Source organism: Enterobacter wuhouensis, from assembly GCF_004331265.1.
In the GTDB taxonomy this organism is placed as follows: Bacteria; Pseudomonadota; Gammaproteobacteria; order Enterobacterales; family Enterobacteriaceae; genus Enterobacter; species Enterobacter wuhouensis.
This window is the reverse complement of the sequence record NZ_SJOO01000005.1, coordinates 228,144-240,922: the sequence shown is the minus strand read 5'-3', so window position 1 is coordinate 240,922 and position 12,779 is coordinate 228,144. Positions and strand designations below refer to the sequence as shown.

Below are 12,779 nucleotides of genomic sequence, written 5' to 3'. Positions count from 1 at the left end.
ACAAAAATGACGGGATGACCTATTACTATGGCAGCAGACAAAAAATCGTATCAAAAACTGGCGCTGGCGCTGGGCTTACTGGCAGCAGGCGGCATGCTTTCGACGACGGTCCAGGCGGACCAGCTGGCGGATATTAAGGCCGCGGGCGTGGTTAAAGTCGCCACCTTCGACGCCAACCCGCCGTTTGGCTCCGTTGACGCAAAAACGCATGACATTGTGGGCTATGACGTCGACTTTGCCAGGGCGCTGGCAAAAGCGCTCGGCGTGAAGCTGGAGCTGGTTGCGACCAATCCGGCCAACCGCATCCCGCTGCTGCAGTCCGGCAAAGCGGATCTGATCGTGGCCGATATCACCATTACGCCGGAGCGTGCCCAGGTGATTGATTTTTCCACTCCCTATTTCGTGACCGGGCAGCAGTTTCTGGTACCGGCGAAATCCCCTGACAGGCTGGATGAGTACAGCCGTGCGCGCATTGGCGCGGTAAAAGGAACAACGGGCGAACAGGCGCTGCACCAGCGTTTCCCGCAGTCTCGCGTGCTCTCCTATGACGACATCCCGCTGGCGCTAACGGCGCTGCGCAACGGCAACGTCCAGGCCATCACCCAGGACAGCACCATTCTGGCCGGCCTGCTGGCGCAGGCCCCGGATAAGGCGAACTTTAAAATCCTGCCCGATCTGCTCAGCAAGGAAGAGATCGGCGTTGGGGTGAAAAAAGGCGAAACGGCGCTGCTGAAGGTTGTGAACGATGAGCTGGTTAATCTCGAGAAGAACGGCCAGGCGGCAAAAATCTACGATGTCTGGTTCGGCCCAAACACGCCCGCTCCACAGCCTCGCGCCTTTGAAATAGAAGCCCAGTAATATGCTCTCAGGTTTATTTTCACACTCCGCGGCCGGTGCCGCGGATTTTTCACATCTGGAACAGGCCAGCGTCGAGTTTCGTGACGTCGTAAAACGCTACGGCGACCATGAGGTATTAAAAGGCATTAACCTCAGCATTGCGCCTGGCGAAGTCGTTGCCATCCTCGGCCCGTCCGGTTCAGGGAAATCAACGTTGATCCGCCTGATCAACCAGCTTGAAACCCTCAGTGACGGCGACATCCTGATCGATAACAAACCCACCGCCCGGCTTGCCACTGCGGCACTGCGCCAGCTCCGCAGCCGCGTCGGCTTTGTGTTCCAGCAGTTCAACCTTTACGCCCACCTCACCGCCAGCCAGAACATCACCCTGGCGCTGGAGCATGTGCACGGCTGGAAGCCGCTGCCCGCGCAGGAGCGCGCGCTGGCGCTGCTGGAGAAGGTCGGGATGCTGGAAAAAGCCCATCATTTTCCCGCGCAGCTTTCCGGCGGCCAGCAGCAGCGCGTGGCGATTGCCCGCGCGCTGGCCTCGTCGCCGCAGATCATTCTCTTCGATGAGCCAACGTCAGCCCTCGACCCTGAGATGATTGGTGAAGTGCTGTTTGTGATGAAGGCTCTCGCCCACAGCGGGATCACCATGATTGTGGTGACGCACGAGATGCAGTTTGCCCGGGAGATTGCTGACCGGATCGTCTTTATCGACGGCGGGCACATTCTCGAAACCGCCCCGCCTGCGCAATTTTTCAATCAACCGTCGCATCCGCGCGCGCAGCGGTTCCTGCAAAAAGTGCTCGACCCGCTTCACCAGGAGCAGCCGTGATGCCCGCGCTCGACTGGCAGGGAGTGCTGACCGGGCAGCCCCTGCAGTGGATAGTATCCGGCTTCATCACTACCCTGTGGGTTACGCTCGCGGGGATAATGCTTGCCAGCCTGCTGGCGCTGCTGTTTCTGCTCCTGCGCCTCTCCGCAGGACGGTTCGGGCATGCCGTCGTCAGCGGCTGGGTTTCGCTGTTTCGCAATACGCCGCTGCTGGTACAGCTCCTGTTCTGGTACTTCGCCGCCTGGAACGGGCTGCCGCTCGGGTTTCGGGACGTCGTGAATGCCGATCACGCATGGTCGATTTTGCCCGGCGACGTCTGGTGGTTCACGCCGGAATTTTTATGTTCTGCCTGGGGTTTAGGGGTGTTCACTTCGGCCTTTTTGATTGAAGAGGTGGCGTCCGGGCTACGCTCGGTGCCCGCCGGACAGCAGGAAGCGGCGCTGGCTCAGGGGTTTTCCACATGGCGACGCTTTCGCTACATCCTTCTGCCGCAAGGGCTGGCCAATGCCTGGCAGCCCGTCGTCGGGCAGTACCTTAACCTGATGAAGCTCTCCTCGCTCGCCAGCGGCATTGGTTTTGCCGAACTCACCTATCAGGTGCGGCAGATCGAAAGCTACAACGCGCACGCGCTGGAGGCCTTTACCGTAGGCACCGCCCTGTACCTGCTTACCGGCGTGGTGCTTGGGATGGTACTGGCGCGCTTCGGCCCCCACGCAGGGAAGAACATATGATTGCCGGACTGCATGTGATTACTGAAAACCTGGACTACCTGCTGTGGGGACGCATGGCAAGCGGTGAGCCTGGCGGGGTATTGCTCTCGTTGATGATGGCGGCAGGTGCGGCGCTGCTGGCCCTGCCCGGCGGGTTTGCCCTTGCCTGCCTGGCATGGCGATATCCAGGACTCGTGCGCAGAGCGCTGTTTCTGTGGGCAGAGTTGATACGCGGCATTCCGCTCATCTTCGTGATTTTCTGGATGTGGTATCTGCTGCCGCTGATAACGGGCGGCGATCTGCCGGGTGCCCTTACCGTGACGCTGGCGCTGGCCTGGTTTACGGCAGCGTCGGTGATGCACACCGTGCTCGCCGGGCTAAACGCCTTGCCCAGAGGCCAGTACGAAGCGGCACTGACGCAAGGGTTCAGCACCGGGCAAACCCTGTGGCGCGTGCTGCTGCCGCAGGTGATGCGCAATATTCTGCCGTCACTGGTGGGGATTTTTATCAGCCTGCTGAAGGATACGTCGCTGGCGTTTATCGTGAACGTGCCGGAACTGACGACGGTGGCGGGTCAGGTGAACAACCGGGTGCAGATTTACCCGGCGGCCATTTTTATCTTTACGGGCGTGGTCTATTACCTGCTCTGCTGCTCGCTGGAGCAGCTGGCGAAACGCCTGCGGTTCAGCCAGCCAGCGCCTTAACCACCGTTTCCATCGCTTCGGTTGTCAACTCACTGCGCTTAACGCGCTGGTTCGCCAGCGCGGTACGCAGCACGCCGGCAATGACAATATGCTTTGGCTCCTGCCCTAAATCACGCATCTCAAGCACCACCTTCCCGACGACCCGGCACATCTCCTGGTACAGCGCTTCGTCTTTAGTCACATTGCCCATTGCCTTCACTCCATTGCCCTAAAGCATTCAGCTTAAATGATTCATCGGCCGGATACAAAAAAGAAGCCCGGCGAGAGACTCACCGGGCTTCGTCTGTTAAATCAATTAATTAGTTGTTTACGGGAATGACCGCGCCTTTGTATTTGGTGCGGATCCAGTCCTGAATCTCTTTAGAATGCAGCACGTTCACCAGCGCGACGATATCTTTTTTCTTCTCATCACCGCGGTGCACGGTAATGATGTTGGCGTACGGGTTGTTTTCACCGCTTTCTACCGCAATCGGATCGTGAACCGGGTCCAGACCGGCATCAATCGCGTAGTTGGCGTTGATCACCACCGCCGCGCCTTCGTCGTTGTTGTACATCTGCGGCAGCAGAGAGGCTTCAACGTTAGGCGTGAACTGCAGCTTTTTCGGGTTCTCAACGATATCGCTGATGCGCGCGGTCACTTTATCGATGCCCGGCTTCAGCTTGATGACGCCCTCTTTTTCAAAGATGGAGAGAATACGGCCCTCTTCGGAAACGGCGTCACGCATGATGATCTTGCCGCCTTCAGGCAGATCCTTCAGCGACTTGTATTTTTTGGAGTAGATGCCGATAGGCTCAATGTGGATCGCACCGGCGCTGACAAAATCGTAGTCCTTGTCGCCCGCATGATCTTTCAGCACGCTGTTCAGGTAAGGGATGTGCTGGAAGTAGTTGGCGTCAATGTCACGGCCTGCCAGCGCGGTGTTGGGCAGAATGTAGTCCTGGAACGGTTTGATCTCCAGATCGATACCCTGCTTCGCCAGAATCGGCTTCGCCTGCTCCAGAATTTCGGCATGAGGCGTGTTGGACGCGCCTACGGTCAGCGTGTCGGCCCAGGAGGCAAAGCTCAGGGCGCTCAGGGTTGCGGCGGCGATCAGCGTCAGTGTCTTTTTCATGATGTGGTTCCTGTGTGTATTTATTAGCGTTTATCTAACAGTGAAGTAATGACATCGCCGCAGAACTGGATAATGAAAACGATGATTAAAATGGTCACCGTTGCCACCAGCGTGACGTCACCATGGTTGCGCTGGAATCCTTCCAGATAAGCCAGATTTCCCAAACCGCCGGCGCCAATCACCCCCGCCATTGCGCTGTAGCTCACCAGCGCAATCAGCGTCACCGTAATACCTGAAACCAGTGCAGGTGATGATTCCGGCAGTAAAACCCGAAACACGAGCGTGCTCAGTCGTGCGCCCATCGAGCGCGTTGCCTCAATAACCCCTTTGTCCACTTCACGCAGGGCGATTTCCACCAGGCGTGCGTAGAACGGTGCTGCGCCCACAATCAGCGCTGGCAGAGCCGCGTTTGCCCCGAGGATGGTCCCCACGATGGTTTTCGTGAACGGGATCAGCAATACGATCAAGATGATGAACGGAATGGAGCGGAACACGTTCACCACAATCGAAATGACGCTGTAGACCGTTCGGTTGTGGAACAGGCCGCCGCGCGCGGTCAAAAACAGCGCCAGGCCGAGCACAATCCCAAGAACGAACGTCGCTACGCCGGAGAGCGCGGTCATGTACAGCGTCTCGAGCGTCGCCGCCCAGAGCTGATCCCACTTGAGATGCGGAAAGAGATTCTCAGCCATGTTTAATCACCTCGCCTTCAATATCGCTTTGCTGCAGGTCGGCGAGGATATTGTTCAGTTGTTCATCGGATGCCACGACGTGCACCCAGAGCAGCCCAAAAACGCCGTGGGCGGTTTGCGTCATCTTCCCGTGCAGGATGTTAAACGGCAGGCCGTAGCGCAGCGTTAGCTCTCCGACAATCGGCCTGTGCGTGCTGTGTCCGGTAAAGGTCAGCTTGATCACCGCGCCTTCCAGCTCGGTTGCCAGCTCGGTATTAAAGGTTTCGTCTTCGGCGTACTGGCTCACCTGACGCACAAACTGTTGCGTAATGGGCTGCTGCGGATGGGTAAAGACGCTCAGCACGTCGCCCTCTTCCACGACTTTTCCGTTTTCCATCACCGCCACGCGGTCGCAGATTTTGCGCACCACGTGCATCTCGTGGGTGATCAGCACGATGGTGAGTTTGAACCGGCGGTTAATGTCCAGCAGCAGATCGAGGATCTGATCGGTGGTCTGCGGGTCAAGCGCGGACGTGGCTTCGTCGCAGAGCAGCACGTCCGGGTTATTCGCCAGCGCGCGCGCAATGCCGACGCGCTGTTTTTGCCCGCCGCTCAACTGGGACGGGTAAGCATTCTCACGCCCCGTCAGGCCAACCAGCTCCACCAGCTCGGCAACGCGGGCCTGAATGTTGGCCTTTGGCACGCCCGCGATCTGCATCGAGAACGCGATGTTCTCGTTGACCGTGCGTGACCACAGCAGGTTGAAGTGTTGAAACACCATGCTGATTTTCAGGCGCGCCTGACGTAAGGCTTCGCCCTTAGCGGCAGAAATATTCTGCCCGTTGATGGTTACGCTGCCGGTAGTCGGTTTTTCCAGACCGTTCAGCAGGCGGATAAGCGTACTTTTACCGGCGCCGCTGTAACCGATAATCCCGTAAATTTGTCCCTGTGCGATCGTCAAATTGACGTTATCAACGGCTGTGAGCGCCACCTTTCCGTTGTCAAAAACCTTAGAAATATTGCTCAGTACAATCATTCTTATTCGTTATCCGTTCCGCACATGGCGGTTTAGCAGTATGGATGTCCAAATGAGTGTAAACAGGCGTTATCAGGTTTTAAATGAACAAAAAAGAATTTGTTATAACTTCCAGAAATAAACAGCGGATTTAACGGGCGGCAAGCATTTAGATCATTTTCAGCAATGATTATCTGCCCTACGCATATTCATTGGCTGACACTCTAAAAAAATGGTTATTTTTGCAGCATTTTATCCCGATATAGCCATCCCCACATCCAGACAACTTTACGTCTTGCTGTCCTTACATCCGAAAACAGGCTGAATATTCCTTTCTGTTCTAAAAGGCAGTGAAACGTTCTTTATTGAGAAATTTTCATGGTCCTATCATCCGGTCATGACCTCACCAAAGGAAATGACCATGACGATCTATCACTCCGTCACCGAACTGATTGGCCGCACGCCGCTTATCCAGCTGCACAAACTGGATACCGGTCCCTGCTCCTTGTTTCTGAAGCTGGAAAACCAAAATCCCGGCGGCTCGATTAAGGATCGCGTTGCGCTGTCGATGATTAACGAAGCCGAGCGCAAGGGCCTGTTGCAGCCGGGCGGCACGATTATTGAAGCAACCGCGGGGAATACCGGTCTCGGCCTGGCGCTGATCGCCGCCCAGAAAGGCTACTCGCTGATCCTGGTGGTGCCGGACAAAATGAGCCGCGAGAAAATTTTCCACCTGCGCGCGCTGGGTGCCCAGGTGGTGCTGACCCGCTCCGACGTGAATAAGGGGCATCCGGCCTATTACCAGGACTACGCTCAGCGCCTGGCCAACGAGCTGCCCGGCGCGTTTTACATCGACCAGTTCAATAATGAGGCCAACCCGCTGGCGCACAGCACCACGACGGCACCGGAACTGTACGAGCAGCTTGACGGCTATATCGACGCCATCGTGGTGGGGGTGGGTTCAGGCGGTACGCTGGGCGGCCTGCAGGCGTGGTTCGCCGAGCACTCACCGCATACCGAATTCGTCCTTGCCGACCCGGCGGGATCCGTGCTGGCCGACCAAGTTGAGACCGGGCAGTACCGGGAGGCCGGTTCCTGGCTGGTGGAAGGGATTGGCGAAGACTTCATTCCGCCGCTGGCGCACATCGAAAGGGTGAATCGCGCCTGGCGCATCACCGACCGCGAAGCCTTCACCACCGCGCGCGATCTGCTAAAAACGGAAGGCATTCTGGCGGGCTCCTCCAGCGGCACCCTGCTCGCGGCGGCGCTGAAGTACTGCCAGGCGCAGACCACGCCGAAACGCGTCGTCACCTTCGCCTGCGACAGCGGTAACAAGTATCTCTCAAAGATGTTTAACGACGACTGGATGCGCCAGCAGGGGCTGATTACGCGCCCGCAGGCGGGCGACCTCTCCGACTACATTGCCCTGCGCCACGATGAAGGCGCCACCGTCACCGCCGCCCCGGACGATACGCTTTCCACCGTGCTGGCGCGCATGCGCCTGTACGACATTTCCCAGCTGCCGGTGCTGGATAACGGCAAGGTCGTTGGCATCGTTGACGAATGGGATCTGCTGCGCCACATCGGCGGCGACGGCGATCGCTTCTCGCGTCCAGTAACGGCGGCCATGACGCGTCAGGTGGAGTTCCTTGATAAACGGGCACCGGAAAGCGCCCTGAACGCCATCTTCGACCGCGGCCTGGTGGCCGTGATTAATGACAATGACCGTTTTCTCGGTCTGATTACGCGCAGCGACGTCCTCACCGCCTGGCGCAACCGTCTACAGCAATAAAGGAATAGATGATGAAAAACCTGGCTACCCTGAGCGTACACAGCGGCGAGTTCAACGACCAGCACGGCGCGGTGATGCCGCCGATATACGCCACCTCGACGTTTGCGCAACCCTCGCCGGGGGAACATACCGGCTACGAGTATTCCCGCAGCGGCAACCCCACCCGCCACGCGCTGGAAACGGCGATTGCCGAGCTGGAGGGCGGCACGCGCGGCTACGCCTTTGCCTCCGGCCTGGCGGCCATCTCCACCGTGCTCGAGCTGCTGGACAAAGACAGCCATATCGTCGCCATTGATGACGTTTACGGCGGGACGTACCGCCTGATTGAAAACGTGCGCAAGCGCAGCACCGGCCTGCAGGTAAGCTGGGTTAAACCGGACGATTTAGCCGGGCTGGAGGCCGCCATACGCCCGGATACGCGTATGGTCTGGGTGGAAACGCCAACCAACCCGCTGCTGAAGCTGGCGGATCTGGCGGCAATTGCCGACATTGCCCGTCGTCATCACGTCATCAGCGTGGCGGACAATACCTTCGCCTCGCCGGTCATTCACCGTCCTCTGGCGTCGGGATTTGATATCGTCGTGCACTCCGCCACCAAATACCTGAACGGCCATTCCGACGTGGTGGCCGGGCTGGCGGTTGTCGGGGATAGCAAGGAACTGGCGGATAAGCTGGGCTATCTGCAAAACGCCGTCGGCGGCGTGCTCGATCCCTTCAGCAGCTTCCTGACCCTGCGCGGGATCCGCACCCTTGCCCTGCGCATGGAAAAGCACAGCGCTAACGCGCTGGAGATTGCGCAATGGCTTGAACAGCATCCTCTGGTCGAAAAGGTTTTCTATCCCGGCCTGGAATCGCATCCGCAATATCAGCTTGCCCGCACGCAGATGGCGCTGCCCGGCGGCATGATTTCCGTCGTGGTAAAAGGTGATGCGCAACGCGCCACCGAGGTGATCCGCAACCTCAAGCTGTTCACCCTCGCAGAAAGCCTGGGCGGCGTGGAGAGCCTGGTGAGCCAGCCCTACAGCATGACCCACGCGTCTATTCCGCTTGAGCAACGGCTGGCAAACGGCATTGTGCCGCAGCTAATCCGCCTGTCCGTGGGCATCGAAGACGCAAAAGACCTGATCGCCGACCTTAGCCAGGCGCTGCAAAAATAAGCAAAACGCGGCAGGTCACTCCCCTGCCGCCATAAGTTGTCATTATGCCTTAACGCCTTGATAACAATATTATGTGAAACTGCACAGATTATTTCTGAAACACCGTTTCCATTTTCCTTTTATCTTAAAATCAGCGTATAATGCGCGCCAAATCCCTGGTGAATGGTTTCAGCGCTTGGAATACAAAAAACAACGTACAACTTCTCCACTCCTTCGTTGGGCTGTCACTCAGGCACACTTTCTTCTGCACGCTCATTTGATGTCTCCTATCCTTAGTGCGTGTCATATACTCTTTTGCAACACAGGTTTGACTCCGCGGCACTGCGCCCCTGGAGCGAGATTTCCATATCCTTCCCAACTTAAAGACTAAGACTGTCATGAAAAAGACGAAAATTGTTTGTACTATCGGCCCGAAAACCGAATCTGAAGAGATGCTGACCAAAATGCTGGACGCTGGCATGAACGTGATGCGTCTGAACTTCTCCCACGGCGACTATGCTGAGCACGGTCAACGTATCCAGAACCTGCGCAACGTGATGAGCAAGACCGGTAAGAAAGCAGCGATCCTGCTGGACACCAAAGGTCCTGAAATCCGCACCATCAAGCTGGAAGGCGGCAACGACGTTTCCCTGAAAGCGGGTCAGACCTTTACCTTCACCACCGACAAGTCTGTTGTGGGCAACAACGAAATCGTTGCCGTGACTTACGAAGGCTTCACCAGCGATCTCGCCGTTGGCAACACCGTTCTGGTGGATGACGGCCTGATCGGTATGGAAGTTACCGCTATCGAAGGCAAAAATGTTGTTTGTAAAGTGCTGAACAACGGCGACCTGGGCGAGAACAAAGGCGTTAACCTGCCGGGCGTTTCCATCGCACTGCCGGCGCTGGCTGAAAAAGACAAACAAGACCTGATCTTCGGCTGCGAGCAGGGTGTTGATTTCGTTGCGGCATCCTTCATCCGTAAACGTTCTGACGTCGTTGAAATCCGTGAGCACCTGAAAGCACACGGCGGCGAAAACATCCAGATCATCTCCAAAATTGAAAACCAGGAAGGCCTGAACAACTTCGACGAAATCCTCGAAGCGTCTGACGGCATCATGGTTGCGCGTGGCGACCTGGGCGTTGAAATCCCGGTTGAAGAAGTGATCTTCGCGCAGAAGATGATGATCGAGAAATGCGTTCGCGCGCGTAAAGTGGTTATCACTGCAACGCAGATGCTGGACTCCATGATCAAAAACCCACGCCCGACCCGCGCAGAAGCAGGCGACGTGGCTAACGCCATCCTCGACGGTACCGATGCCGTGATGCTGTCCGGCGAATCCGCAAAAGGTAAATACCCGCTGGAAGCCGTGTCTATCATGGCGACCATCTGCGAGCGTACTGACCGCGTGATGACCAGCCGTCTGGACTACAACAACGACAGCCGCAAACTGCGCATCACCGAAGCCGTGTGCCGCGGTGCGGTAGAAACTGCTGAGAAACTGGAAGCACCGCTGATCGTGGTTGCCACTCAGGGCGGTAAATCTGCGCGCGCTATCCGTAAATACTTCCCGGATGCCACCATCCTGGCGCTGACCACCAACGAAACCACCGCGCGTCAGCTGGTGCTGAGCAAAGGCGTGGTTCCACACCTGGTGAAAGAGATCGCGTCTACCGATGATTTCTACCGTCTGGGTAAAGAAGTTGCCCTGCAGCTCGTTGACCAGGGTCTGGCACAGAAAGGTGACGTTGTGGTGATGGTTTCAGGTGCACTGGTACCAGCCGGTACAACCAATACCGCATCTGTTCACGTGCTGTAATAATTCCCGAACGAATTAATTTTTGATAAAAAGCGTCCTGCGGGGCGCTTTTTTTATTCCCGGCATTAGCCAAATCTATTCAAAAAGCAAATCGGGTTTTTCTATTTAATCGCGATTTATCTAAGATGAATCCGATGAAAAATGCCTTTTTTAACATAGCTTTTTCGACAAAAATGCCGAATTCGTTGTTTCTTTGAGCGAACGATCAAAAATAGGCGTATTCCCATCAAAAAAATATTCTCAACCTAAAAAAGTTTGTGTAATACTTGTAACGCTACATGGAGATTAACTCAATCTAGAGGGTATTAATAATGAATCGTACTAAACTGGTACTGGGCGCGGTAATCCTGGGTTCTACTCTGCTGGCAGGTTGCTCCAGCAACGCTAAAATCGATCAGCTGTCTTCTGACGTTCAGACTCTGAACGCTAAAGTTGACCAGCTGAGCAACGACGTGAACGCAATGCGTTCCGACGTTCAGGCTGCTAAAGACGACGCAGCTCGCGCTAACCAGCGTCTGGACAACCAGGCTACTAAATACCGTAAGTAATAGTACCTGTTAATAAAATGGCGCACATTGTGCGCCATTTTTTTTGCCTGTCGTAAACCGCTACTGCGTCACCCTCTCCCCTTCGTCTTCAGCTACCGCGGCTGACGCCCTACTGTTCTGTACCGACAACACGCTATTGCTGGCTGACGGGCCGCTACCGGCCGATACCGCAACCGGGATCCCCGCGCGACGTGATAAGGCTTTTTCAATGAGCGCTTTATCGCTGCCCGCCTGGGACACAAAGGTCGCAAAGTCAGCGGAATGGGTTATTGGCGAGATTTGCGGGTTTTCGCCTTCAACCTGCGCCAGCGGACGATGGACTTCGATATAACGTTTACCGTCCGGCTCGGTGGCGTATTTCACCGGCTCGTTGATAATCTGTACCCGCGTCCCCACGCGCACCTGTTCAAACAGGGCTTTGATATCCGGCGCGTTCATGCGCATACAGCCCGAGCTGACCCGCAGGCCCACGCTGTCCGGTGCACTGGTCCCGTGAATAAGATATTCCCCATTACCGATGCCTAAACGCAGTGCAAAGCGCCCTAACGGGTTATTGGGCCCTGCGGGTACTACTGGCGGTAATTTTATTCCCTGCTCCAGCGAGCGGGCTCTGATGCCCGCTGTCGGCGTCCAGGTAGGATTGGGGATTTTCTGACTCACGCGCGTGGTGCTGACCGGCGTTTCCAGCCCAAGCTGCCCGATACCGAGCGGGAACACCTGAACGATATTCTCCCCGGGCGGGAAATAGTACAGCCGTAGCTCCGCGAGATTGACCACGATGCCTTCACGCGGCGTGTCCGGCAGCAGCATTTGTGAAGGGATGGTAATGACGGTACCCGGCGCAGGGTTGACCGGTGCAATAGTATTATTGGTTTCAAGGATAAGCTGCGCTGCAGTATTAAACCGCCGGGCGATGGCCTGCAGCTTATTGTCGCCTTCCTGGATCGTGTAGGTCTGATTTTGCCCAATCAGGCGGCTGCCTGCGGGCGGCAAGGGATAATCTACCGCTCTGGCCGAATTAAGAGCACCGAGCGAACCAAGGAGTAATAGAGTTATTAGAGACGCGCGCTTCATGCTGAGATTCCTTATTCACTGACAGGACGCCAGAAAGCTGAAAAACCAGCGAGGCGGGAACCACCTCGCGAAACAGAATGAATGCTGTCCTGTAAGTCTAGCTAATGATTGCGGCTTTAGCGCGAATGCCGCGAATCATCGCTTCCAGACCCTGCGACCGGGAGGGAGTGAGGTGTTGGGCCAGCGCCATTTTTTCAAACCACGGGCGAACGTCAAACGCGACGATATCCTGCGCCGACATCTGGTGATAGAGAATAAACACGACGGCGATAAGCCCTTTTACAATGGCGGCATCGCTGTCGCCCTGCAGCTCAATCACGCCGTCTTGTCCCTGCTCCATCACAATCCACACCTGGCTCTGGCAGCCCTGAATAATATTCTCCGGGCTGTGCGCCGCTTCGCTGAGAGGCGGCAGGCGTTGCCCCAGCTCAATAATGTAGAGGTATTTTTCTTCCCAGTTTGCGCAACGCCCAAAGTTGCGCAGCAGTTTGTCTCTGTCCGGCAGTTCTGCCATCGTGTGCC

15 protein-coding genes are annotated in these 12,779 nt (G+C 56.5%); 9 read left to right on the top strand and 6 right to left on the bottom strand.

The annotated features are described in order from the left end of the window. Positions 1 to 27 precede the first annotated feature (27 nt). The 4 genes from E0L20_RS13865 to E0L20_RS13850 are packed head-to-tail and all read left to right on the top strand — an operon-like array spanning position 28 to position 3,089. A complete protein-coding gene (locus tag E0L20_RS13865; protein WP_131634443.1) occupies positions 28 to 858 on the top strand; it encodes an ABC transporter substrate-binding protein in 831 nt (276 codons plus the stop codon). A 1-nt stretch (position 859) separates the two neighbouring features. Next, positions 860 to 1,675, top strand: a complete 816-nt coding sequence (locus tag E0L20_RS13860) for an amino acid ABC transporter ATP-binding protein (RefSeq protein WP_131634442.1) — start codon at positions 860 to 862, stop codon at positions 1,673 to 1,675. Continuing rightward, complete coding sequence (locus tag E0L20_RS13855; protein ID WP_131634521.1) at positions 1,675 to 2,406, top strand: amino acid ABC transporter permease; 732 nt, start codon at positions 1,675 to 1,677, stop codon at positions 2,404 to 2,406. The genes E0L20_RS13860 and E0L20_RS13855 overlap by 1 nt, the downstream gene beginning before the upstream one ends. Continuing rightward, entirely contained in the window at positions 2,403 to 3,089 is a 687-nt protein-coding gene (locus E0L20_RS13850; RefSeq protein WP_131634441.1) for an amino acid ABC transporter permease, read from the top strand. Before E0L20_RS13855 ends, E0L20_RS13850 begins: the two co-directional genes overlap by 4 nt. On the opposite strand, the gene fumD is transcribed toward E0L20_RS13850, so the two are convergent. From fumD to E0L20_RS13830, 4 genes are all read right to left on the bottom strand, one after another. Next, on the bottom strand, positions 3,070 to 3,279 hold the full coding sequence (gene fumD, locus E0L20_RS13845; RefSeq protein ID WP_008500615.1) for a fumarate hydratase FumD: 210 nt from the start codon (positions 3,277 to 3,279) through the stop codon (positions 3,070 to 3,072). The two genes, E0L20_RS13850 and fumD, sit on opposite strands and share 20 nt — an antisense overlap. Positions 3,280 to 3,388: 109 nt before the next feature. Continuing rightward, positions 3,389 to 4,201: a MetQ/NlpA family ABC transporter substrate-binding protein gene (locus tag E0L20_RS13840; protein WP_010430254.1), complete on the bottom strand. Its 813-nt coding sequence runs from the start codon at positions 4,199 to 4,201 to the stop codon at positions 3,389 to 3,391. Between the two features lie 23 nt (positions 4,202 to 4,224). Beyond that, the gene (locus E0L20_RS13835; RefSeq protein ID WP_028017271.1) at positions 4,225 to 4,893 is read right to left on the bottom strand and encodes a methionine ABC transporter permease; all 669 of its coding nucleotides are present in this window, start codon (positions 4,891 to 4,893) and stop codon (positions 4,225 to 4,227) included. Further along, positions 4,886 to 5,908 carry a methionine ABC transporter ATP-binding protein gene (locus tag E0L20_RS13830; protein ID WP_131634440.1) on the bottom strand — a complete coding sequence of 341 codons (1,023 nt, stop codon included), beginning with the start codon at positions 5,906 to 5,908 and terminating at the stop codon, positions 4,886 to 4,888. Before E0L20_RS13830 ends, E0L20_RS13835 begins: the two co-directional genes overlap by 8 nt. A 400-nt stretch (positions 5,909 to 6,308) precedes the next feature. Here E0L20_RS13830 and E0L20_RS13825 point away from each other — a divergent pair, with 400 nt between their 5' ends. From E0L20_RS13825 to lpp, 5 genes are all read left to right on the top strand, one after another. Beyond that, complete coding sequence (locus tag E0L20_RS13825) at positions 6,309 to 7,679, top strand: pyridoxal-phosphate dependent enzyme (RefSeq protein WP_131634439.1); 1,371 nt, start codon at positions 6,309 to 6,311, stop codon at positions 7,677 to 7,679. Between the two features lie 11 nt (positions 7,680 to 7,690). Then, positions 7,691 to 8,836 carry a trans-sulfuration enzyme family protein gene (locus tag E0L20_RS13820; protein WP_131634438.1) on the top strand — a complete coding sequence of 382 codons (1,146 nt, stop codon included), beginning with the start codon at positions 7,691 to 7,693 and terminating at the stop codon, positions 8,834 to 8,836. A 73-nt stretch (positions 8,837 to 8,909) separates the two neighbouring features. Next, a complete protein-coding gene (ynhH, locus tag E0L20_RS24285; protein WP_427854509.1) occupies positions 8,910 to 9,206 on the top strand; it encodes a protein YnhH in 297 nt (98 codons plus the stop codon). A 7-nt stretch (positions 9,207 to 9,213) separates the two neighbouring features. After that, positions 9,214 to 10,635 (top strand): pyruvate kinase PykF, encoded by a 1,422-nt coding sequence (pykF, locus tag E0L20_RS13815; RefSeq protein WP_131634437.1) that lies wholly within the window; start codon positions 9,214 to 9,216, stop codon positions 10,633 to 10,635. 311 nt (positions 10,636 to 10,946) lie between these two features. Next, the gene (lpp, locus tag E0L20_RS13810; RefSeq protein WP_001082307.1) at positions 10,947 to 11,183 is read left to right on the top strand and encodes a murein lipoprotein Lpp; all 237 of its coding nucleotides are present in this window, start codon (positions 10,947 to 10,949) and stop codon (positions 11,181 to 11,183) included. Between the two features lie 60 nt (positions 11,184 to 11,243). Here lpp and ldtE read toward each other — a convergent pair whose 3' ends face one another. After that, positions 11,244 to 12,257, bottom strand: coding sequence for a L,D-transpeptidase LdtE (gene ldtE / locus E0L20_RS13805; protein WP_131634436.1), 1,014 nt, complete (start codon positions 12,255 to 12,257; stop codon positions 11,244 to 11,246). A gap of 97 nt (positions 12,258 to 12,354) precedes the next feature. Continuing rightward, complete coding sequence (gene sufE, locus E0L20_RS13800; RefSeq protein WP_131634435.1) at positions 12,355 to 12,771, bottom strand: cysteine desulfuration protein SufE; 417 nt, start codon at positions 12,769 to 12,771, stop codon at positions 12,355 to 12,357. Positions 12,772 to 12,779 lie beyond the last annotated feature (8 nt).